The organism is Kitasatospora sp. NPDC001547, assembly GCF_042894165.1.
Taxonomy (GTDB): domain Bacteria; phylum Actinomycetota; class Actinomycetes; order Streptomycetales; family Streptomycetaceae; genus Kitasatospora.
Genome location: NZ_JBIAVL010000012.1, coordinates 146,998 through 166,682, shown reverse-complemented (window position 1 = coordinate 166,682; position 19,685 = coordinate 146,998). Strand labels below are relative to the sequence as shown.

23 protein-coding genes and 1 pseudogene are annotated in these 19,685 nt (G+C 73.1%); 13 read left to right on the top strand and 11 right to left on the bottom strand.

Annotation, left to right across the window (positions count from 1 at the left end; all coding sequences use genetic code 11):
- Positions 1-18 precede the first annotated feature (18 nt).
- The 3 genes from ACFY0X_RS22635 to ACFY0X_RS22625 all read left to right on the top strand — a co-directional run bounded on the left by ACFY0X_RS22635 (position 19) and on the right by ACFY0X_RS22625 (position 2,925).
- The gene (locus ACFY0X_RS22635) at positions 19-1,377 is read left to right on the top strand and encodes a LuxR C-terminal-related transcriptional regulator (protein WP_387756966.1); all 1,359 of its coding nucleotides are present in this window, start codon (positions 19-21) and stop codon (positions 1,375-1,377) included.
- A gap of 87 nt (positions 1,378-1,464) precedes the next feature.
- A complete protein-coding gene (locus ACFY0X_RS22630; RefSeq protein WP_387756965.1) occupies positions 1,465-2,046 on the top strand; it encodes a hypothetical protein in 582 nt (193 codons plus the stop codon).
- Positions 2,047-2,088: 42 nt separating this feature from the next.
- Positions 2,089-2,925 (top strand): NmrA family NAD(P)-binding protein, encoded by an 837-nt coding sequence (locus ACFY0X_RS22625; protein WP_387756964.1) that lies wholly within the window; start codon positions 2,089-2,091, stop codon positions 2,923-2,925.
- Between the two features lie 57 nt (positions 2,926-2,982).
- Here ACFY0X_RS22625 and ACFY0X_RS22620 read toward each other — a convergent pair whose 3' ends face one another.
- Both ACFY0X_RS22620 and ACFY0X_RS22615 read right to left on the bottom strand, forming a co-directional pair.
- Positions 2,983-3,690, bottom strand: coding sequence for a hypothetical protein (locus ACFY0X_RS22620; protein ID WP_387756963.1), 708 nt, complete (start codon positions 3,688-3,690; stop codon positions 2,983-2,985).
- 138 nt (positions 3,691-3,828) lie between these two features.
- Positions 3,829-4,761: a zinc-binding dehydrogenase gene (locus tag ACFY0X_RS22615; RefSeq protein ID WP_387756962.1), complete on the bottom strand. Its 933-nt coding sequence runs from the start codon at positions 4,759-4,761 to the stop codon at positions 3,829-3,831.
- A gap of 80 nt (positions 4,762-4,841) precedes the next feature.
- Here ACFY0X_RS22615 and ACFY0X_RS22610 point away from each other — a divergent pair, with 80 nt between their 5' ends.
- Positions 4,842-5,549: a TetR/AcrR family transcriptional regulator gene (locus tag ACFY0X_RS22610; RefSeq protein WP_387756961.1), complete on the top strand. Its 708-nt coding sequence runs from the start codon at positions 4,842-4,844 to the stop codon at positions 5,547-5,549.
- A 97-nt stretch (positions 5,550-5,646) separates the two neighbouring features.
- Here the strand turns inward: ACFY0X_RS22610 and ACFY0X_RS22605 are convergent, their stop codons facing one another.
- Together ACFY0X_RS22605 and ACFY0X_RS22600 are read right to left on the bottom strand one after the other, a co-directional pair.
- A complete protein-coding gene (locus tag ACFY0X_RS22605; protein WP_387756960.1) occupies positions 5,647-5,967 on the bottom strand; it encodes a DMT family transporter in 321 nt (106 codons plus the stop codon).
- A gap of 7 nt (positions 5,968-5,974) precedes the next feature.
- On the bottom strand, positions 5,975-6,706 hold the full coding sequence (locus ACFY0X_RS22600; RefSeq protein WP_387756959.1) for an FMN-dependent NADH-azoreductase: 732 nt from the start codon (positions 6,704-6,706) through the stop codon (positions 5,975-5,977).
- A gap of 102 nt (positions 6,707-6,808) precedes the next feature.
- Here ACFY0X_RS22600 and ACFY0X_RS22595 point away from each other — a divergent pair, with 102 nt between their 5' ends.
- Positions 6,809-7,375 carry a TetR/AcrR family transcriptional regulator gene (locus tag ACFY0X_RS22595; protein ID WP_387756958.1) on the top strand — a complete coding sequence of 189 codons (567 nt, stop codon included), beginning with the start codon at positions 6,809-6,811 and terminating at the stop codon, positions 7,373-7,375.
- A 51-nt stretch (positions 7,376-7,426) separates the two neighbouring features.
- Here the strand turns inward: ACFY0X_RS22595 and ACFY0X_RS22590 are convergent, their stop codons facing one another.
- Entirely contained in the window at positions 7,427-8,005 is a 579-nt protein-coding gene (locus tag ACFY0X_RS22590) for a TetR/AcrR family transcriptional regulator (protein WP_387757063.1), read from the bottom strand.
- 92 nt (positions 8,006-8,097) lie between these two features.
- On the opposite strand from ACFY0X_RS22590, the pseudogene ACFY0X_RS22585 reads away from it, so the two are divergent.
- A pseudogene (locus ACFY0X_RS22585) lies at positions 8,098-8,942 on the top strand (SDR family oxidoreductase).
- A gap of 73 nt (positions 8,943-9,015) precedes the next feature.
- On the opposite strand, the gene ACFY0X_RS22580 reads toward ACFY0X_RS22585, so the two are convergent.
- Positions 9,016-10,524 (bottom strand): MFS transporter, encoded by a 1,509-nt coding sequence (locus ACFY0X_RS22580; RefSeq protein WP_387757061.1) that lies wholly within the window; start codon positions 10,522-10,524, stop codon positions 9,016-9,018.
- Positions 10,525-10,713: 189 nt separating this feature from the next.
- Here ACFY0X_RS22580 and ACFY0X_RS22575 point away from each other — a divergent pair, with 189 nt between their 5' ends.
- Positions 10,714-11,172, top strand: coding sequence for a MarR family winged helix-turn-helix transcriptional regulator (locus ACFY0X_RS22575; protein ID WP_387756957.1), 459 nt, complete (start codon positions 10,714-10,716; stop codon positions 11,170-11,172).
- A 74-nt stretch (positions 11,173-11,246) separates the two neighbouring features.
- Positions 11,247-11,768, top strand: a complete 522-nt coding sequence (locus ACFY0X_RS22570; RefSeq protein WP_387756956.1) for an SMI1/KNR4 family protein — start codon at positions 11,247-11,249, stop codon at positions 11,766-11,768.
- 230 nt (positions 11,769-11,998) lie between these two features.
- Here ACFY0X_RS22570 and ACFY0X_RS22565 read toward each other — a convergent pair whose 3' ends face one another.
- Positions 11,999-13,033 (bottom strand): 2-dehydropantoate 2-reductase, encoded by a 1,035-nt coding sequence (locus ACFY0X_RS22565; RefSeq protein ID WP_387756955.1) that lies wholly within the window; start codon positions 13,031-13,033, stop codon positions 11,999-12,001.
- 82 nt (positions 13,034-13,115) lie between these two features.
- The gene (locus ACFY0X_RS22560) at positions 13,116-13,937 is read right to left on the bottom strand and encodes a class II aldolase/adducin family protein (protein ID WP_387756954.1); all 822 of its coding nucleotides are present in this window, start codon (positions 13,935-13,937) and stop codon (positions 13,116-13,118) included.
- A gap of 169 nt (positions 13,938-14,106) precedes the next feature.
- Between ACFY0X_RS22560 and ACFY0X_RS22555 the strand changes: the two genes are divergently transcribed.
- The 3 genes from ACFY0X_RS22555 to ACFY0X_RS22545 all read left to right on the top strand — a co-directional run bounded on the left by ACFY0X_RS22555 (position 14,107) and on the right by ACFY0X_RS22545 (position 16,756).
- Positions 14,107-14,421: a hypothetical protein gene (locus ACFY0X_RS22555; RefSeq protein ID WP_387756953.1), complete on the top strand. Its 315-nt coding sequence runs from the start codon at positions 14,107-14,109 to the stop codon at positions 14,419-14,421.
- Positions 14,418-15,557 carry a tryptophan dimethylallyltransferase family protein gene (locus tag ACFY0X_RS22550; RefSeq protein ID WP_387756952.1) on the top strand — a complete coding sequence of 380 codons (1,140 nt, stop codon included), beginning with the start codon at positions 14,418-14,420 and terminating at the stop codon, positions 15,555-15,557. The genes ACFY0X_RS22555 and ACFY0X_RS22550 overlap by 4 nt, the downstream gene beginning before the upstream one ends.
- Before the next feature lie 188 nt (positions 15,558-15,745).
- On the top strand, positions 15,746-16,756 hold the full coding sequence (locus ACFY0X_RS22545; RefSeq protein WP_387756951.1) for a quinone oxidoreductase family protein: 1,011 nt from the start codon (positions 15,746-15,748) through the stop codon (positions 16,754-16,756).
- Between the two features lie 156 nt (positions 16,757-16,912).
- Here the strand turns inward: ACFY0X_RS22545 and ACFY0X_RS22540 are convergent, their stop codons facing one another.
- The 3 genes from ACFY0X_RS22540 to ACFY0X_RS22530 all read right to left on the bottom strand — a co-directional run bounded on the left by ACFY0X_RS22540 (position 16,913) and on the right by ACFY0X_RS22530 (position 18,381).
- Positions 16,913-17,683: a hypothetical protein gene (locus tag ACFY0X_RS22540; RefSeq protein ID WP_387756950.1), complete on the bottom strand. Its 771-nt coding sequence runs from the start codon at positions 17,681-17,683 to the stop codon at positions 16,913-16,915.
- A 66-nt stretch (positions 17,684-17,749) separates the two neighbouring features.
- On the bottom strand, positions 17,750-18,022 hold the full coding sequence (locus tag ACFY0X_RS22535; protein WP_387756949.1) for a hypothetical protein: 273 nt from the start codon (positions 18,020-18,022) through the stop codon (positions 17,750-17,752).
- Complete coding sequence (locus tag ACFY0X_RS22530) at positions 18,019-18,381, bottom strand: ATP-binding protein (RefSeq protein WP_387756948.1); 363 nt, start codon at positions 18,379-18,381, stop codon at positions 18,019-18,021. Before ACFY0X_RS22530 ends, ACFY0X_RS22535 begins: the two co-directional genes overlap by 4 nt.
- 225 nt (positions 18,382-18,606) lie before the next feature.
- Here ACFY0X_RS22530 and ACFY0X_RS22525 point away from each other — a divergent pair, with 225 nt between their 5' ends.
- Both ACFY0X_RS22525 and ACFY0X_RS22520 read left to right on the top strand, forming a co-directional pair.
- Positions 18,607-19,452 (top strand): helix-turn-helix domain-containing protein, encoded by an 846-nt coding sequence (locus tag ACFY0X_RS22525; RefSeq protein ID WP_387756947.1) that lies wholly within the window; start codon positions 18,607-18,609, stop codon positions 19,450-19,452.
- Between the two features lie 7 nt (positions 19,453-19,459).
- Positions 19,460-19,645 (top strand): DUF397 domain-containing protein, encoded by a 186-nt coding sequence (locus tag ACFY0X_RS22520; RefSeq protein ID WP_387756946.1) that lies wholly within the window; start codon positions 19,460-19,462, stop codon positions 19,643-19,645.
- Positions 19,646-19,685: the final 40 nt, after the last annotated feature.

The window sequence follows — 19,685 nt, the reverse complement described above, 5'->3', positions numbered from 1 at the left end:
AGCTTGAGGAGGCATGCGATGGACTCCGGGACCGGCCCCGACGCGACCGCCGACGTACCCGCGCTCGACAGCGCAGCCGTCACGCTCTACCGGTGGACGGTCGTGCACGAGCGCCTCACCCCGGGGACCCTCGCCCAGGCCGCGTCGGAGACCGGCCTGAGCCTGCCGGAGTGCGAGGCGGCCGTCCGGCAGCTCACCGGCGCCTGCCTCTTCCAGGAACTGCGCGCCCCCGACGGCCCGGCACCCGGAGCCCCGCTACCCGACGGCCCGGCACCCGAAACCCCCACGGCCGACGCGCCGCTCGCCGGCTCCCCGCTCGCCGGCTCCGCGCCGGCCGGCGCCACCATCGCCTGGCAGCCCGTCAGCCCCCAGGCCGCGACCGCGCAGCTGCTCTCCGCGCGCGACACCGCCCTGCGCGCCCGGGAGGAGGCCCTGCGCGAGCAGCGGCGGCTCATCCAGCGGCAGCGCGACGGCCTCGCGGCGCTGGTGCCCGTCTACCTCCAGGCCCGCCAGCACGCCTTCCCCCAGGGCACCATCGACCGCCTGCCGGACAAGTTCGCGGTGCGCTCGCTGCTCGCCGACGTGATCGACTCCTGCCGCAGCGAGGTGCTGGTCTCCAAGCACGGCGGGTCGTTCCCCCCGGCCGCGCTGCGCGAGGCGCTCCCGCGCGACCTCGCGCTGCTCGACCGGGGGATCCGGATGCGGAGCCTCTACCAGCACGCGACCCGCTTCGACCAGCCCACCCGGGTGCACGCGGAGCAGCTCATCGGGGCGGGCGCCGAGATCCGGACGCTGCCGGAGGTGCTGCCGCAGCTGATCATCGTGGACGGCTCGCTGGCCCTGCTGCCCGCCAGCTCCGGCGGCGCGCTGATCATCCGGGAGCCGGACCTGCTCTCCTACCTGCTGACGGTCTTCGAGCGGGACTGGGAGAACGCGACCCCGTTCGCCACCGGCCCGCAGGCCGCGCACGACGTCACCAAGACGATGAAGCAGAGCATCCTGGTGCTGCTCGCGAAGGGCCTCAAGGACGAGTCCATCGCCCGCCGCCTGGGCATCTCCCTGCGCACCTGCCGCCGCCACGTCTCCGAGCTGCTGGACAGCCTCGGCGCCCACAGCCGCTTCCAGGCCGGCGTGGTCGCGGAACGGCTGGGCCTGACCTCGCACCCGGCACCCGCCGAAGCCGGGGAGTCCGCCGCCGAGGCCGGGGAGCCCGCTCCGGCGGAGGCCTGCCCCGCGTGCGGCGGCCCGCTGACGGCGTCCGCCCCCTCCCCCGCCGGCCGGCGCCCGGGCGGCCGCCCACCCCGCTACTGCTCACCGCGCTGCCGCTCCCGCGCCTACCGGAGCCGCCAGCGGGAACGGGCCGACGGCGTCACGTAACCCGGCTCCGGCGTGACGTAACCCACCGGCGCCGGCGCAGCGGAAACCCGGATGACCCTCCGCACCCGGCCTGCTTGACTCCCCGCCATGAGCACCTCGAACGCCCTGCCGGTCCTGCGGACCCCCAACCGGTGGGTCGCCTACGAGGCTGCCCAGCGGCTTCTGGGGATCACCGTGCACCACCGCTCGACGGAGGCGCACGCCTACGCGGAGGAGCTGACGGCGGCGGAGGCCCGGCGCCTGTTCGAGGCCTTCCCCGACCAGGTGCACCCGGGCGCCACCGGCCACGGCGTCGGGTACGACGAGGCCCGGCGGCTGCTGGCCGCTGGCGATCCCCGGGTGGACGAACTGGCCCCGTTCTCCTTCCAGTTCGACGACCGGCCGGTCGGATCGATCGAGGACCGGTTCCTCGGCCTCCTCGGCTCCTCGCCCGCCGCACTGTCCTGGAGCGGCTTCGCCTGGCCCGCCGTCCCCGAACTCGGCCTGGACCTCCGCGCCAAGAACGCCGGGGTCCAGATCGCCCTCAACAGCCGCAACGTCGACTACGACCGGCCATCGGACGACCACACGGTGTTCCTCCACTTCCGTGCGGGCGACGTCCGGCGCGCCGAGTGGTTGGCCCGGTACGTGGGGCTGGCCCCCGTCGGCCCGGTGGAGCAGGGCTGGTAGCCGCCCGGGCATAGCCACCGATCGGCCGGCGTTGGGCCGGGCATGACCAGGATTCTGCTGATCGGCGCAACCGGAAGTGTGGGCAGGCACGTTGCGTCCTCGCTGGCCGAAGGCCGCCACGAGGTGCGGGCGTTGGTGCGGGACGCGGCGGAGGCCCGGCTGCCCGCCGGGGTCGAGGCCGTCCAGGGCGACCTGACGGTGCCCGGGAGTCTGGAACCGGCGCTGGCCGGCGGGGTGGAGGCGGTGTACCTGATGTGGCCTGGGCTGCCCGTTCAGCCCCGGGTGGTGGAGCTGATCGCCCGGCACGCCGAGCGCGTCGTCTACCTGTCGGCGGACGTGGCGGACCTCGCCGACGACGAGCCCGCCGTGATCTTCCACCAGGAGATCGAGCGGCTGATCCGGCGGTCGGGCCTGGGCTGGACCTTCGTCCGGGCGATCGACTTCGCGGGCAACCTGCTGGCCTGGGCGGACCAGGTGCGGGAGGGCGTGGTCCGCTGGCCGTACGGGCGGGCGCGGCGCTCGCTGGTGCACGAGCGGGACATCGCGGACGTCGTGGTGCGGGCGCTCACCGAGGACGGGCACGACGGGGCCAGGTACGTGGTCACCGGCCCGGAGTCGCTCTCGCACGCCGAGCTGGCCGGGATCATCGGCGAGGAGCTGGGCATCGCGGTGCGCTGGGAGGAACTGCCGGTGGAGACGGCCCGCGAGCAGCTGACGGCCGCCTGGGGGAACGCGGAGTTCGTGGCGGCCCGGCTGCGCGCCTGGGAGTCGTTCACGCGCGAGCCGGAGCGGGTGACCGACACCGTGCGCCAGGTGCTCGGGCGTCCGCCGCGCGACGTCCGCAGCTGGGTGCGGGATCACGCGGCGGACTTCCGCTAGGGCCTCAGGCCGTGGACGGTAGGCCGCGGAGGGTGCGCCCGGGCGCTGCGGGCGTCGTCAGTAGCGGACGGCCTTGACCACCACGGGCAGCAGGGTCATGTCCGCCGGCTGCCGGCTGAAGGCGATCGGCTCGGCCGTGCCGTTCGGCGGGATGTCCCCGGCACCGACGACGGAGCTGTCCACGGTCCTGCCGCCGGCGTCGGTGAAGTCGACCTGGACGGCGTAGGAGGCCGGGAGGGTCCCCCGGTTCCGGATGGTGACGACCACGGCGTGCAGGCCGCCGGTGTTCTGCCGCGCGACGCCGGTGACGGTGACGTCGCCCAGCGCGTTGCCGCCGTCCGTCACCCCGCCGAGCACCGAGGCGGCCTTCTCCCTGGTCATCGCCTGCTGCGCCGAGACGGACGCCTCGAAGGCGGAGGCCCTGGCGGCCTCGGCGGCGGAGGCAGAGGCGGAGGCTTCCGAGGCCGAGGCGATCGCGGCCGACGCCGAGGCCAGCAGCGACTCGGCGGCGGAGGCGATCGCGGAGGGCGGCTCGCCGGAGAAGGCGCCCGCCTCGGGCGCGGTGGCCGCGGGCGAGCCGGCGGCCGTGCCCGACGAACCGCTGCCGCAGGCCGCGAGCACGGCGACGCCGGAGGCGGCCGCGATCAGCGCGATCGTGCGCTGCGGCGTCCACCTCCGGCCCGGGCACCGGTCCCCACCCGGCGAGCGGCCGGACAACGAGAGGCGAGGCCGGCCGCGGCCGGGGAGACTGTGGAGTTCACGCACCGGGGATCCCTGTCCTGGTCGGAAGTCGGGGCCGAGGGGCCCGTACGTCCCCATGCTTGGCGGCATCCCGCTCCGCAGCGACAGCGCGTGACCCGTCCGGGTGGGCGGGCCCGCGCCCGGAAGGGGGCCGAGGCGCCCTCAGCCGCCGATGGTCAGCACCGCCTTGCCGTGCAGCCGCCGTCCGAGCAGGGCGTCGACCGCCTCGGCCGCGTCGTCCCAGTCGCCGCGCCAGGTGATGCCCGGGTCCAGCTCGCCCGCCGCCACCCGGTGGGCGAGCCAGCCGAGGTCGCGGCCGAGGCCGGTGCAGCCGAGGAGGTAGAAGGAGACCACCGAGCGGTCGTGCCGGTCCGCGTCGCCGAAGAGGGTGCCGAACGCGAAGTCCTCCCCCTGCCCGGAGCTGTGACCGGTGGCGACCAGGGTGCCGCCCGGCCCCAACGCCTGGTAGGCCTCGACCAGTTGGGGGCCGCCGACGACGTCGACCACGCCGTCGACCGGCCCGGCGGCCTCCTTCGGCGAGGCGACCACCTCGTGGGCGCCGAGCCGGTGCAGCAGCTCGCCGTTCCGGTCGGGCGAGCCGGTGGACGCCACGACGTGGGCGCCCGCCGCCCGGGCGAGCTGGACGGCGTAGCGACCGACGCCGCCGGTGGCGCCGGTGACCAGGACGCTGCGGCCGAGCAGCGGGCCGATACGGTGCAGCGCGCGCAGGGCGCTGGCGGCGGCGACCGGAATGGTGGCGAGGGCGGCCAGGTCGGCCCCGGCGGGCGCGGCGCCGATCAACCCGGTGTCCACCGCCCGCAGTTCGGCCCAGCCACCGGCGGGCATCAGGGTGACCACCGGGGTCCCCGCGGCGGGGCCCGAGCCGTCGGCGGCGGCGCGTTCCACGATTCCGGCGGCGTCCCAGCCGAGGACGGTGCCCTCGGGGGCCATGTCGAGGCCGAAGGCGACCTCGCCGTAGTTGAGCGAGGTCGCGGTGACCCGCACCAACGCCTGGTGGGGCGCCGGTTCGGGGTCCGGGGCCGTGCCGAGGCGCAGGCCGCCGGGGGCCGAGCGGTCTACCAGGAGTGCGCGCATGGAGGAACCTCCCCATAGATTCTGCCACTGAGTGGCATAAGCCTACAGGTGGCATACCGATCCCCACTAGACTGACCGCGATGACTCCCGAGAAGGCCACCGCCACGGCACCGCAGCGGGGTGCCGAACAGGCCCCCGAGTCCGCGGACGCCAAGCTCCCGCTGCGCGAGCGCAAGAAGCTGCGCACCCGTCAGGCGCTGATCGACACCGCCCTGGAGCTGTTCGGCGAGCACGGCTTCGACGGGGTGACGCTGGACCGGCTCTGCGAGGCCGTCGAGGTCTCCAAGCGGACCTTCTTCCGCGCGTTCACCAGCAAGGAAGACGTCGCGATGGCGCCCACCCAGGACCTGTGGACGGCGTTCCTGGAGGTGCTGGAGAGCCGCCCGCCGGACGACGGCCGGCTGATGACCGTCCTGGAGCGGACCCTCGCCGAGGCGATCGACCGGATGCCGGCCGACGGCTGGGCCGAACGCGCCCTGGCGAGCCGCCGGCTGGCCGCCCGGACGCCCTCGATGGACGCCCACGGGCTGGCCTTCTGCGAACGGACGACCCGGGAGGCGGTGTCGGCGGTCGACCGCCGGTTCGCCCTCGACGGCCCCGGATCGGGCGCCGCGCTGCGCACCCGGCTGGCGGTGGACATGCTGGTCGCCGCGTTCCACCAGGCGATGGACGGCTGGGTGGCGCAGCCGTCCGGGCACACCCGCGCGGACCTGGTACGGCGGCTCCGGGCGGCCTGCGCCGAACTGCCGGGCGCGCTCGCGGCGACGGTCGAACCGCGGCGGGGCTGAGCGCGACCCGGCAGGGCGGCGGGGGTTGAGCCCGGCCCGGCCGCAGGGCGGCGGGGTGAGCGGCCCGGCAGGGCAGCGGCGGGGCTCGGCGCGGTTCTCAGTCCGCGGCGGTGAGCCGGGCGAGGACGAGCCCGGCGACGATCAGCGCCAGCGCGGCCGCCCGGCCCGCGCCGAGCGACTCGTGCCGCAGCACGGTCCCGAGCGTGATCGCCCCGACCGTACCGATGCCGGTGAACATCGCGTAGGCGAGCCCGGCCGGGAGGTCGCGCATGGCCCGCGAGAGCAGGTAGACGGAGAGCGCGCCGAGCAGGACGCACAGTGCGGTGGGGCCGGGGCGGGTGAAGCCGTCGGTCGGCTTGATGCTCTGCGACCAGACGACCTCGACCAGCCCGGCGGCGAGCAGGACGAGCCAGGACACGGCCGCCTCACCCCCGCCCGCCGGCGCGCACCCCGCCCGCCCCGGACGCCTCCCGGGCCCCCGACACCTCGCCCGCTCCGGATGCCTCGCGCGCCAGCCGCCGCCCGGCCTCGGCGGCCCCGGCCAGGGCGGTGGCCAGCGACTCCTCGTGCAGCGGGAGCCGTTCGGCCAGCGCCGGGTCCACCGTCGCGTTCGCCAGTTCGGCGCCGATGACCAGGGCGTCCTCGACCGCGTAGTGCCCCTGGAAGAAGTCCACCAGGTAGCGCGTCTGGTGGTCGAAGGGCGCGCGCGGCATGCCCGGCCGGTAGGAGCCGCCCTGGACGGAGGCGACCACGAAGCGCCGCGGCCGCAGGTTCATCTTCGGGAAGGTGACCTGGTCGATCCAGAGCTTGAGCTGGGCCGGGACGCCGAAGTTGTACATCGGCGAGCCGATCAGGACGACGTCGGCGGCGAGCAGTTCGGCGAGCAGCGGTTCGAGGACGGCCCAGGCCGCGCGCTCGGCGTCGGTGCGGACCGCCTCGTGGTAGCGGTCGGGCTCGACGATGCCCTCGCGGAGCATGGTGTCGCAGATCGTCGTCCAGGCCTCGCCGATCGGCGGCACCGGCTGGGCCGCGAGGTCGCGGTAGGTGTAGCCGCCCTGCGGCGCTTCGGCCCGCCAGGCCTCGGCGAAGGCCGCGCCGATCCGGCGGGAGAACGAGCCTCGGCGGGCGCTGGCGTCGAGGTGGAGGAGCTGTGGCATGACGGTACCCCCGGGAAAGCCGTAAGCGGACACGTCGTCCACTTGACTGGTGTCGATGCTAGCCGCAAAGTGGACGCAGCGTCCACTTGTTAGGATGGGCCCATGCCACCCACCGAACGCGCCGATGCCGCCCGCAACCGCCTCAAGGTGCTCCGGGCGGCCGAGCAGCTGTTCACGACCCGCGACCCGTCCACGGTGACCATGGAGGACATCGCCCGGGCGGCGGGCGTCGGCCGCGGCACGCTCTACCGCCGCTATCCGGACCGCGCCTCGATCGCCCGTGCCCTGCTGGACGCCCACGAGCACGAGATCCAGGAACGACTCCTGCGCGGGGAGGGCCCGTTGGGCCCGGAGCCGGCGGCCACCCCGGCCGAGCGGCTGAGCGCCTTCTACTCGGCGATGGTCCACCTGCTGGAGCGCCACTCCCACCTGCTGCTCGGCGCCGAGACCGGCCCGGCCCGACTGGCCACCGGCGCCTACGGCTTCTGGCGCGCACACGCCCGGATGCTGGCCGCGGCGGCCCGGGCCGAGGACCCGGACGTGCTCGCCGACCAGCTGCTGGCACCGCTCGCCCCGGAGCTGTACCGCCACCACCGCGACCGGGGCGTCTCGCCCGAACGCATCGAGGCGGGGCTGCGCCTGCTCGCCCACCGGATGCTCGGCGACTGAGGCCCGGGCTCGCCCGTCAGCCCGCCGCGCCGCCGCCCCCGAACGAGACGCCTACGCGGCCCGCAGGGAGTCGAGCCAGCGCAGCAGCCGGGCCCCTTCGCGGGTCACGACCTCCGGGTCGCGCAGCGCGTTGGCCAGGAGGGACATGCCCTGGTAGCCGGACACCAGGGTGAGGGCCATTCCGTCCGGATCGGGCTGCCCCAGCTCGCGGAACTGGCCCGCGACCCAGTCGAGCAGCCGCCGCATCACCACACCGACCTCCACGTCGAGGTCCCCGTCGGCCCGCTTGTCGAGCTCGACGGCCAGGGTGCCGGTCGGACAGCCGTACCGGGCGGCGTCGTCGCGCAGGTCGATCCAGGCCTCGACCAGCGCCCTGAGCCGGTCCACCGGGTCGGGCAACCGCTCCAGTCGGTCGGTGAGTTCGCCCAGGCGCGCGCTGTGCTCGGAGAGCGCGGCGCGGACCAGGTCGTCCTTGGTCTTGAAGTAGTAGTAGACGTTCCCGACCGGGACGTCCGCCTCGCGCGCGATGTCGGCGAGGGTGGTGCGCTCGACGCCCTGCACGTACAGGACCCGGACCGCCGCCGCGGTGAGCCGCCGGCGCTTCTGCGACGCCGCCGCGCGCCGGTTCACTGAGTCAGCCACCCGACTGACTATAGACAGCCGCCCGCACGGACGACTACGGTCCTTCTAAGTCAGCCAACTAACTCACGAACGAGGCGAACATGATCACAGTGACGGGTGCGACCGGCAACATCGGGCGCACGCTGGTGGACCTGCTGGCCGGGGCGGGCGAACAGGTGGTGGCCGTGTCCCGGCAGCCGCAGCCCGCCCACCCGGCAGCCGGGGTCCGCTGGGCCCGGGGCGGGCTCGACGACGTCGCGAGCCTGCGCCCCGCACTCGAAGGGGCCCGCGCGCTGTTCGTCGTCCTGGGCGGCGAGCTCAACAGCCACGGCGAGGGCCCGGACGCCCTGCTCTCGGCGGTCGCGGACGCCGGGGTGGGCCGGATCGTCCTGGTCTCCTCGCAGGCCAACACCACCCGGCCGGACCTGCCCTCGCACGTGCGGCTGCGCGAGTTCGACGCCGCCGTCCGCACCTCCGGACGGGAGTTCACCGTCCTGCGCCCCGGCGCCTTCGCCTCCAACGCCTTCGCCTGGGCCGGGACGGTCCGCACGGAGCGGACGGTCTACGCGCCGTTCGCCGGCGTGGGGCTGCCCGTCGTCGACCCGGCGGACATCGCGGCGGTGGCCGCGGCCGCCCTGCTCGAGGACGGGCACAGCGGCCGCACGTACGACCTGACGGGCCCGAGGCGGTCGGGCCGCGCCGGCAGGCCGAGGTCATCGCCGAGGCCCTGGGCGAGGAGGTGGCCTTCGTGGAGCTGTCCCGCGAGCAGGCCCACGCGCACCTGGCGCGGTTCATGCCCGAGCAGGTGATCCCCGGGACGCTGGACGTCCTCGGCGCCCCGCTCCCGGCCGAGCAGGCGGTCAGCCCCGACGTGGCGGCCGTCCTGCACCGCCCGGCCGCGCCCTTCCGGGCCTGGGTCGAGCGCAACCTGCCGGCGTTCCGGTAGTGCCGGCCGGCACCCCGGGCGCGCGCCAGGCGCACGCAGCGCGGCGCACGCCCGGGGCGGGGCTCGGCAGGACTCAGCCGGTGGTGGGCTTCGCCACCTCCGCGCCCGCCGTCCCGGTTTCCGCCGCCTCCGCACCCGCCGCCTCCGCGCCCGCCGGGGCGGGGACGGCCCGCAGCCGGGGAGCCGGCGGCACGGGGATGACGGCGGCGACGGCGGCCGCGATCAGCGCGACGACGCAGCCGATCACCAGGCCGACCCGGAAGCCGCCCTCCGACGGCAGGGCGTGCCCGCCCAGGGAGATGGTCATCTGCGACAGCACCACACCCATCACGGCGGCGGACACCGACGTGCCCAGCGAGCGCATCAGGGTGTTGAAGCTGTTCGCCGAGGCCGTGGCGGACAGCGGCACCGCGCTCATGATCAGTGCGGGCATCGCGCCGTAGGCCAGGCCCACACCGCTGTTGCAGACGATCGTCACGATCAGCACGCCCCAGGTGGAGCCCATCAGCGGCAGCGCCAGCCCGTACCCGACGGCGATCGTCAGCGCCCCGGCGACCAGGGTGAACTTCGGTCCCCGCGCGGTCGACAGCTTGCCGCCCAGCGGGGACACCACCATCATCATCAGCCCGCCGGGCGCCATCCACAGGCCCATCGCCAGCATGGACTGCCCCAGCCCGTAGCCGGTGGCCTCCGGCAGCTGGAGCAGCTGCGGCACGATCAGCGCCTGGGCGTACATGCCGAAGCCGACCAGGACGGAGGCGGCGTTGGTCAGCAGCACCCGCGGGCGCGCGGTGACCCGCAGGTCCACCAGCGGGTCGCCGACCCGCAGCTCCCAGCGGGCCCAGAGCATCAGGATCGCGGCGGAGGCGGTGAACAGGCCGAGGGTCCGGGTGCTGCCCCAGCCCCAGTCGCCGCCCTTGGAGACGGGCAGCAGCAGGCAGACCAGCCCGACGCTCAGACCGAGCGCGCCGACGAAGTCGAACCGGCCGCCGGTGGGGCGGTGGCCGGTGGCGGCGGGAGCCGGGACGACGCTCCAGAGCATGCCGATGATGACGACGGCCAGCACGGCGGTACCCCAGAACAGCACCCGCCAGCTGGCGTAGTCGGCGACGCCGGCCGCGATCGGCAGGCCGAGGCCGCCGCCGATCCCCATGGAGGCGCTGACCAGCGCGATCGCCGAGCCGAGCCGCTCGGGCGGCAGCACGTCGCGCAGCAGGCTGATGCCGATCGGCACCAGGCCCATGCCCATCCCCTGCAGCGCCCGGCCGGCGATCATCGGCACCACCGAGTCGGCCACCGCGCACAGCACCGAGCCGAGCAACAGCGGGACGCAGGAGGCGATGAGCATCGTCCGCTTGCCCAGGAGGTCGCCGAGGCGGCCGCTGATCGGAACGAAGACGGCGGCGGAGAGCAGGGTCGCGGTGATGACCCAGGAGGCGTTGGACGCGGTGGTGTGCAGGAGTTGCGGGAGTTCGCTGATCAGTGGGGTGACCAGGGTCTGCATGATCGCGGCGACGGTGCCGGTGAAGGCGAGCGTCGCCACGATCGGACCGGTGCGGGCGGTGGGGGCGGGGCCGTTGATGACGGGCCTCCTCGGGCGGTCGGGGGGAGCAGGAGTGTGCACTTTGCACATCATGTGCAGACAGCACAGGCAGTTCAGGCTACACATGATGTGCGCCATGCACATCGTGTGGGTTGCGCACACCTCTGGCATACTGGACGTGATCGACGAAGAACCCGCAGGTCAACGCGGTGATGAAGGGACTTCGACATGGCCAGCCCCACGCACGAGGTCGCCCTCGAATTCCTGGTGTTCGCCCGGCACCGCGACCTCAACCAGGTCGACGACCGCCGCCCCGAGGGCAGCCAGCTCGAACGCGGCGCCTACATCCTGCTCAGCCGGGTCGAGGCCCAGGGGCCCATGTCGATCGGCCAGCTCAGCGACGCCTTCGGCCTGGACGTCTCCACCCTCAACCGCCAGACGGCGGCGCTGAAGAGCGCGGGCCTCCTCGAACGCATCCCGGACCCGGACGGCGGCATCGCCCGCAAGTTCCGCCTGACCGAGGAGGGCCGGCGCCGTCTGGACAGCGAACGGGAGGCGCACGTCCGGGCGTTGAACCTGGTGATGGCCGACTGGCCGGACGAGGACATCGCCGGCTTCGCGGAGTACCTGCGCCGCTTCAACACCGGCATCGAACGCCTCGACGGCCGCCCCTGGCCCCGGAGTTGAGAGGGGCGACCGGCCCCGGGCATGTCGGAGACGGCCCGTACCCTTCGCTCGGACCCACACAGAGGGAGAGCGGAATGGCGACACTCGACGAGATCAGGGCGCTGCTGGGAGAGCCCGGCTTCCACTGGTCCGACCCGGCCCCCTGGGCGCGGCTGGAGCGGGAGCTCGGGGTCTCCCTGCCCGCCGACTTCCGGGAGTTCACCGACGCCTACGGCCCGGTGGAGATCAACGAGCAGCTGTACCTGGACCACCCCGGCCACCCGGTCCGGGACCTGGGCGAGAAGATCGCGGGCTGGATCGAGCACTGGAGCGACGAGGACGACGCGGAGTTCCTCCCCGCCCCGGCCGGCTCGGGCCCCGGCGAGCTGCTGCCGATCGCCACCGCCACCACCGGGGAGTTCGTCTTCCTGCGCGTGCCGGACGAACCGTCGGCGCCGTGGAGCGTGGGCGTGCTGGAGACGGACACCCTGGAGTACGTCCCCTACGACGAACTGACCTTCGGCGACTGGCTGCTGGCGTACCTCAGGGGCGAGGACGTCACGGTGCACTCCCACAACTTCGCCCCGGACCAGCCGTTCTACCGCCCGCTGACCTGATGTGACCTGATGGGAAACGGCCTGGTCGCGGCCTGGCGGGGTCCCCGGTACGGGCAGGCCCGAGCACGCCCCGCACGACGCGGATCGGCACCCGCCTGACAAGCGGCTGCCGATCCGCGCGAAGGAAGTCGGCCGGGCCGACTTCCTTCGCAGCGGGTGGGAGCGCGGCTCTGCCGAACTCCCCCCGGCCGAGCACGATCGGCCACCCTGCGCGCCGCGCCGGCGCCGCGCTAGCCGGCCGGGGTGAGTTCGGCGAGCAGGGCGGGGCCGGACCACTGCGGGGCGGTGCCCGGGGCGGCGGCCTCGGCCTCGCGGACGAGGGCGATCAGCCGGGAGTTGGCGGGGGCGGTGAGGCCATGGCGCTCCGCCAGGGCGACGATCTCGCCCTGGAGCGAGTCGATCTCGGTGGGGCGGCCCCGCTGGAAGTCCTCCCACATCGAGGAGCGGGCGGTGGCGTCGATCTGCAGGCTGGCCCCGGCCAGCTCGTGGAACCGCGCGTCCGGCAGTTCGAGCACCTGCGGCATCACCTCCGGCGGCACCGGCCCGAGCTGGGCCGGCACCACCCCGGCGGCCCGGAACACCGCCAGCGCCTCCAGCTGGCAGCGCGCCACGCACTGCCGGTACGCCAGCTGCCCGACCTGGTCGCGCAGCGGCAGGCCGGAGAGCGCGTTGACCGCGTTGTTGAGGTTCATCAGCAGCTTCGCCGCCTGGACGGCCGGCATGTCCGCCCGCAGCTCCAGCTGCAGACCGCTCGCCCGAGCCGCCTCGGCGAGCGCGTTCGCCCCGTCCTCGTCGGCCAGCATCAGCGACCCGGCACTGCCCTGGTGGAAGGCGGCGGCGCCGGTCCGCACCACGTTGTACGGCACCATGCCGGCCAGCACCCGATGGGACGGCAGCGCGGCCGCGAGCGCGTCCGCGTTGCGCAGGCCGTTCTGGAAGCTCACCACCACCGTGTCGGGGCCGAGGTGCGGGGCCAGCTCCCGGGCGGCGGTCGCGGTGTCGGCGGACTTCACCGTCACCAGGACGTAGTCGGCGCCGGACGCGGCCCGGGGGTCGGCGGCGACGGTCAGCTCCCGCACCTCGCGTCGGGCCTCCCCCGGGCCGGTGAGGGTCAGCCCCTCCGCGTCGATCGCCGCCATCGCCGCCGGGCGGCCGATCAGGGCGACCTCGGCGGTCGAGGCGAGCATGCCGCCGAGGTGGCAGCCGATGGAACCGGCACCGAACACGGCGATCCGGAGCCTGCGCATGGCGGGGGCGGTGGACACGGGGCTGCTCCAGGGCTGGGCGAGGACGGCGGCGTGGTCGGGGCGGGGCTCGGAAGGGCGAGGACGGGACCGGGGAAGCCGGTCAGTCGAAGAGGTCGGGGTCGGAGAGGGTGATCTGGTCCCACAGCGGCCGGGCCTGGAACCAGCCGGCCAGCGAGGTCCCGATCTGGTCGCGGGTGATCAGCGCGGTCTCGCGGTCGATCAGCTTGGGGGTGCCGGCCGCCATCGCGAGCAGCTGCGCCTGGCAGGAGCGCTCCATGGTGACGAACCACCAGACCGCCTCGGCCACCGACTGCCCGACCGTGAGCAGGCCGTGGTTCTGCAGGATCACCGCCTTGTGGCTCGCCAGCGCGGCGGCCACCCGCTTGCCCTCCTCGGTCTCGGTGACGACGCCCCGGTAGTCGCTGTACAGGCCGTGGTCCTCGAAGAAGACGCAGGCGTCCTGGGTGATCGGGTCGAGCGGGATGCCGAGGCTGGAGAACGCCTTGCCGTAGAGGGAGTGCGAGTGCGCGGCGGCGACGGCGTCCGGGCGGGCGGCGTGCACCTGGGAGTGGATCGCGAACGCGGCCCGGTTCACCGGCCGGTTGCCGTGCAGCAGAGTGCCCTCGTGGTCGACCAGGATCAGGTCGGAGGCCTTGATCTGGTTGAAGCTCATGCCGAACGGGTTCACCCAGAACCAGCTCGGGTTCTCCGGGTCGCGGACGGTGATGTGCCCGGCGACGCCCTCCGAGAAGCCGAACCGGCCGAACAGCCGGAACCCGGCCGCCAGTTGCTCCTTGCGGTACTGGCGCTCCTCCTCCACCGAGTCGAAGACCGGCGGCAGCGGCAGGGTCACCCCCTCCGGGGCCGGGCCGACGACGCCGGTCGCCGCGTACGGGTCGGCGGACTGCTGCGGTGCGGACATGGCGACTCCAGGGGCTGCGGCGACGAGTGGGCAGAGGCGGACTGAACCAGAGATGCGTTCGAAAGATTCATACCTTTGGAACCAGGCCTATGGCTATGATCAATCTGATCATCGATCAGGGGGAGGAGCAACGATGCGCAAGGTATTGGCAACGCTGGCAGTTGGAGTCGTGACGGGTGCCGCCCTGCTCGGCGGCATGTCGGCCACCGCCGTCGCCGGCCAGCTCAACGAGCCGAACCAGACGGTCATCGGCCAGCGCAACGAGCCCAACCAGGGCGTGGCCCCGCAGCTGAACGAGCCCAACCAGGGCGACGTGGTGCAGCTCAACGAACCCAACCAGACGGTCATCGGCCAGCGCAACGAGCCCAACCAGGGCGTGGCTCCGCAGCTGAACGAGCCCAACCAGGGCGACGTGGTGCAGCTCAACGAACCCAACCAGGGCGTGGCCCCGCAGTTGAACGAGCCTGTTTCGTCGAGCCGGTGACCGCTCCACAGCTTCGCTACGCCCCAGCCGCCCTGGCCCCCTTCCAGGCCCCGGACAAGAGCTTCGGGCAGTTCCTGGAAGAGCAGTGGACAGCCGTCTGCCGGGGCCTGGGGACGGGCGAGCCGGAGACCGCCCGCGTACTGCGGGACCTGCGGGACGTGCTCAGCCCGTGGGGCGCCCAGCCCATCGGTACGCGGTGCACTCCGCCCTCGTTCGTCTCCTCCGACGGCTTCCCCGCCGAGCTCTCCGTCAGCTGGAAGGCGGGCCGGCCGGAGGTCCGCATCCTGTTCGAGTCGCTGAGCGCCGACCGCACGCCGCTCGGATGCCAGGAAGCCGGGCGGCAGTTGACGCGCCGGCTCGCCGATCGGCCGGGAACGAGCATCGCGCGGTACCTCGACGTCGAGGACCTGTTCGTCACGCCCGATCCCGACCGCAACCGGCCCACCGTCTGGCACTCCCTGGCCTGGCAGCCCGGCGAGCGTCCGCACTACAAGGTCTACCTCAACCCGCAGGCGCACGGCCTGGACCGCACCCACGAGGTGATGGCGGAGGCCATGCACCGACTGGGGCTGGCTGCGGCCTGGGAGCCGGTGGGACGGCGCTGCGACGAACTCGCCCGGCGGGGGCACGAGGTGGAGTTCTTCGCCCTCGACCTGGACGGCGGAAGCGCCTCGCGGGTGAAGGTCTACTTCCGCCACCTCCCCATGCCGATGGACGAGTTGGACACGGTGGCCGCACTGGCGCACCGCCACGACTCGGTGCGGGCGGCCCGCGCACGGGCCGTGATCTACGGGCGGGACGGCGGGATCGACGGCGGGATCGTGGACAACGAGCCGATGACCTGCCTGGCGTTCCGCGAGGGCGCGGTCGGCCCCGAGGAGGCCAACGTCTACCTGCGGCTGCCCGGCAACGCCCGCAGCGACGCCGAGGCCGCCGCGCGCGTCGCGGAGCTGATGCGGATCGAGGGAGTCGACCCGCGCCCGCACGCCGAGGTCCTCAGCCGCCTGACGGCCGGGCTGCCGGAGGGCGACACCGGCGTGCAGGAGCTGTGCAGCTACCGGACCATCGCACCGGGTGTTCCGGCACACATCGGGCTGTACCTGCGCTTCAACGCCTACACGCAGGCCGAGGGCTGACCCGACATCGGCGCATGACCACAGTGGGCCTCGCGTCCCCCGGCCCCGCGCCAGCGCCGGTGACCACGCCTGCCTGACGGATGGCGCACATCATCGCCTCCCGCCCCGGCCCGGGTGTATTGCCCCTTGCCGGGAATCGGATCGCCGTCAACGGGGTTGGTGGGGCACGAGCCGTTATTGGAGGGGTCATGCGAGCGATTCAGGTGTACGAAGTGGGCGGTCCCGAGGTGCTGCAGGAGGCCGAGGTGGACCAGCCGCGGCCCGGTCCGGGCGAGGCGGTCGTGGAGGTCGCCGCATCCGGGGTCAACTTCCTCGACGTCTACCACCGCGAGGGCAGGTACAGCCTCCCGCTGCCCTTCACCCCGGGCGCCGAGGGCGCCGGCACGGTCGTCGAAGTCGGTCCCGGCGTCGCGGACGTCGCAGTGGGGGACCGGGTCGGTTGGGTGGAGACTCCCGGCACGTATGCCGAGCGGGCCGTCGTGGACTCCTCCCGGCTGGTGCCGCTGCCCGACGACATCGGCTTCGAGACAGCCGCCGCCGTGCTCCTCCAGGGCATGACCGCGCACTATCTCGTCAAGGACGCCTACCCGGTCCAGGGAGGCGACACGGTGCTCGTGCATGCGGCTGCCGGTGGCATGGGGCTGCTTCTGACCCAGCTCATCACCCATCTCGGCGGCAGGGTGATCGGCACGACGTCGACTGCGGCGAAGGCCGGGCTGGCGAAGCGCGCCGGGGCCGCCGAGGTGATCCTCTCGTCCGCGGTCGACGACCTCGCAGCCGAGGTGAGGCGGCTCAACGGCGGCCAGGGACTGCCGGTGGTCTTCGACGGCGTCGGCGCGCACACCTTCGATGCGAGCCTCGCCAGCCTGCGAACCCGTGGCCATCTCGTGCTCTTCGGCGCGGCAAGTGGTGCCGTGCCGCCGTTCGACCCGATTCGGCTCGCCCACGGCGGTTCGCTGACCCTGATCCGGCCCAGCCTCGGGGACTACATCGCCGATCGGTCCGAACTGCTCCGACGGGCCGCCGATGTGTTCGAGTGGGTGCGCTCCAAGGCACTTGAGGTCACCGTGACGGGCCGCTACGCATTGTCCGAGGCCGCCCAGGCCCACAGTGATCTGGAGGCTCGGCGTACCACCGGCAAGCTGCTCGTCATACCCGATGCGGCCGCTCTGGGACGCCGCGAGGAGACGCAGAGCTGATCGCGGGTGACGAAGTCGGGGATCTCGGGGGGCTCGGATGCCGAGGGCATGGCTGACCGTCATCGCCAAGATCCCCGACCGCGTCGGGCGCTCAGCAGGCCACCTGACTCGCCAGTCCACAAGCTCCCGGGACGGGACAGCCAGGGAGCTGATCCATCACGGCGTCGGGATCTCCCTGTCGGACTTCCCGTCCTCCTCGGTAGCCCGCTCCGGCGGCGTGGAGGGAGCGTCGCGCTCCGGCTCCGGCCACGAGGTCGGAGCCGGGCCGAAGGCGCGGCGGCAGGCCCGCACCGTCAGAGCGGCGAGGCCCGCGTTGGCGCCGCCGCCGATCACGGCGCCGATGCCGAACGGCGCCACCCGGCCGAGAACGATGATGCCCTGCTTGGTCCCGTACTTCGTGACGAAGTGCCTCCCGAGGATCTTGTTGATCTGCCGCAGCGTCTCCATCGGCACTTTGGCGACGACCTGGCGGCCCCAGTGCTGCCCGGTACGCTCGGCGACCTTCGTGATGGTGCCGGCGCCGCTCCCGCCGAGCATGACGCCCATGACGATCGTCCGGCGGCGCTCGAGTTCGTCGATGGGAACGCCGTGGACTTCGGCCACCGAGAGCGCGAAGAGGGCGCTCAGCTCGAAGGAGGAGAGGAACTCGCCCGCCGACAGGGCCAGCGCCACTCCCGTGCCGACACCGGGAGCGGCGGCGACTCCGCCGACCGCGGCACCCGTCCCGGCCAGGGCGCTGACGTACATGCGTTCCAGGTTGCGGATCACCTGCTCCGGGGTCGCCTCCGGGTTCCGCTGCCGGGCGCGGGCGATGTTCTTGCGCACCAGCGGGGTCTGGAGCTCGATGGCCTTGTCCAGGAGATCGAGAATTCGTCGGCCGGGTATGGACGTTGCCGACTCCGGCTCGTCGGTGGCACCGGTTGCCATGCCGTGGGGCTCCTTGGGTCGTCGTGACCCAGGGAGTCTCCCACCCGACCGGGCGGCGGAGCATCCCTAAGGACCCTCGAAGCGGCAGTGGCACACGTCCCGGCTACGCCTGAACTCGCGGATGAGCGCGAGGAGGTTGATCAGGGTGCTGGCCGGGATGTTGCCGACGTCGACCAGGCGATGACCCCGGAGGTTGATGTCACCGGGGATCGCGGACGGCCAGAGGAGGCCGAACTCGCGGCCCCCGGTGCGGAGTTCGACGATCAGCTCGGCGACCTGGCGCGAGGTCAGGTGGAGCAGGGCCGGGTCGGCGGGATGGATGGGGTGGTGGGCGCTCACGCGACACCGTCCAGCTCGAACCAGACGGTCTTGCCGAGGTGTTGGGGGTCGACACCCCAGCGGTGGGTGAGGCCGGCGACGAGCTGGAGGCCCCGACCGGTCTCGGAGAGGAGGGCGAGGGGGCCCACCTCCGGGGGGAGCGGACTGCGGTCGGAGACCGCGACGCGCAGGGTGTTGGCGCGGTGGTGGATCAGGATGACGGGCGAGGCCGTCTCGCCGTGGCGCCAGGCGTTGACGATGAGCTCGACCATGGCGAGTTCGGCGTCCGCGATGAGGGAGGGCGGCCAACCGGCACTGGTCATCCCGTCGCGCAGGGCGTCGCGGGAGAGGGTGAGGGAGGGGGAGTTGAGGTCACGCACAGCGTCTCCCGGAGGGGAAGGGTGAGACCGGCGGATGCGTCGCCGTGAACGAACCCACTGGACATGGGTGTTCTTCGGTGCCCGAGCAGCGTTACTGACGCTCCGCTCGGTGATCGGTGCATCACAGACTGTAGAGCATCGGATAGCAAATTTGCTAGCGTGCTCAGGAAGTTGTGCCTATCTGCTCGCTGGACTCATCCCGCACGCGCGGTGGATGCTGGGCAGATGCCACCTACCCCAACCGCCCGTCGGAAGCGCGTCGGCATCGAGCTGCGGAAGATGCGAGAGGCCGCCGGACGCACGGCCGGAGATGCTGCTTCCGTCCTTGGGCTGGACCGCAGCAAGGTCACGCTGATCGAGCAGGGCACCTACCCGATCAGCGCCGAGCGGGTCCTCGCGCTCGCCGCCGAGTACGAGGAAGCCGACTCCGAGTACGTCGACGCCGTCGCCGCGATGGCCGCCGACCGCGTCAAGGGGTGGTGGGAGGAGCACAGAGGCTTGGTCCCTGCCGGGATCCTTGAGATTTCCGAGGTCGAGCACTACGCCAGCGCACTGGTGACCTACCAGATCTGTCACACGCCTGGGCTCATGCAGACCGAGGAGACAGCGCGGGCGATCTTTCGCGAGGTCTACCCTCCGCTGCGGCCACTGAACATCGAAGCACGAGTCGAGAACCGGATGCGCCGAGCCGAGTTGCTAACGCGAAGTGACCCCCTCAACTACGAAGCGATCGTGCACGAGGCCGCGCTTCGCATGGAGTTCGGAGGAACAGCTGTCGCCAGATCACAGCTGAAGCACTTGCTTGCACTCTCCGAGGCTCCCAACGTGACCTTGCGACTGCTTGAGTTCAAGGCCGGCGGTTTCAAGGGAGCGGGTCAAGCCGTGCTGTACGCGAGTGGGCCCGTACCTCGCCTCGATACGGTGCAACTGGACTCCGTAGGATCGCCAGCGTTTCTGACCGAGATGAACCAGCCGGAGAACTACCGGAGCATCCTCGGGGCGATGCGTGACCGTGCGCTCAATCCATCGGCCTCCCGCGACGCGATCTCCAGCATCATGAATAGCCTGTGAGGCCCTTATGGAAGAACTCGCTTGGCACAGGCCCCGTGCCTGCGGCGATGGCAACAATTGTCCTGAGGTTGCCATAGGCCCCGATGCCGTCTATGTCCGCAGCAGCCTTCGGCCGGACGCCATCGCCCAACTTGATGTCAGCGAGTGGCGCGACCTCGTCTCTGCCATCCGCGCCGGCGAGTTCGACGCCTGACTCCACCGATTCGGCACACGGGCTCTGACCTGCTACTGTT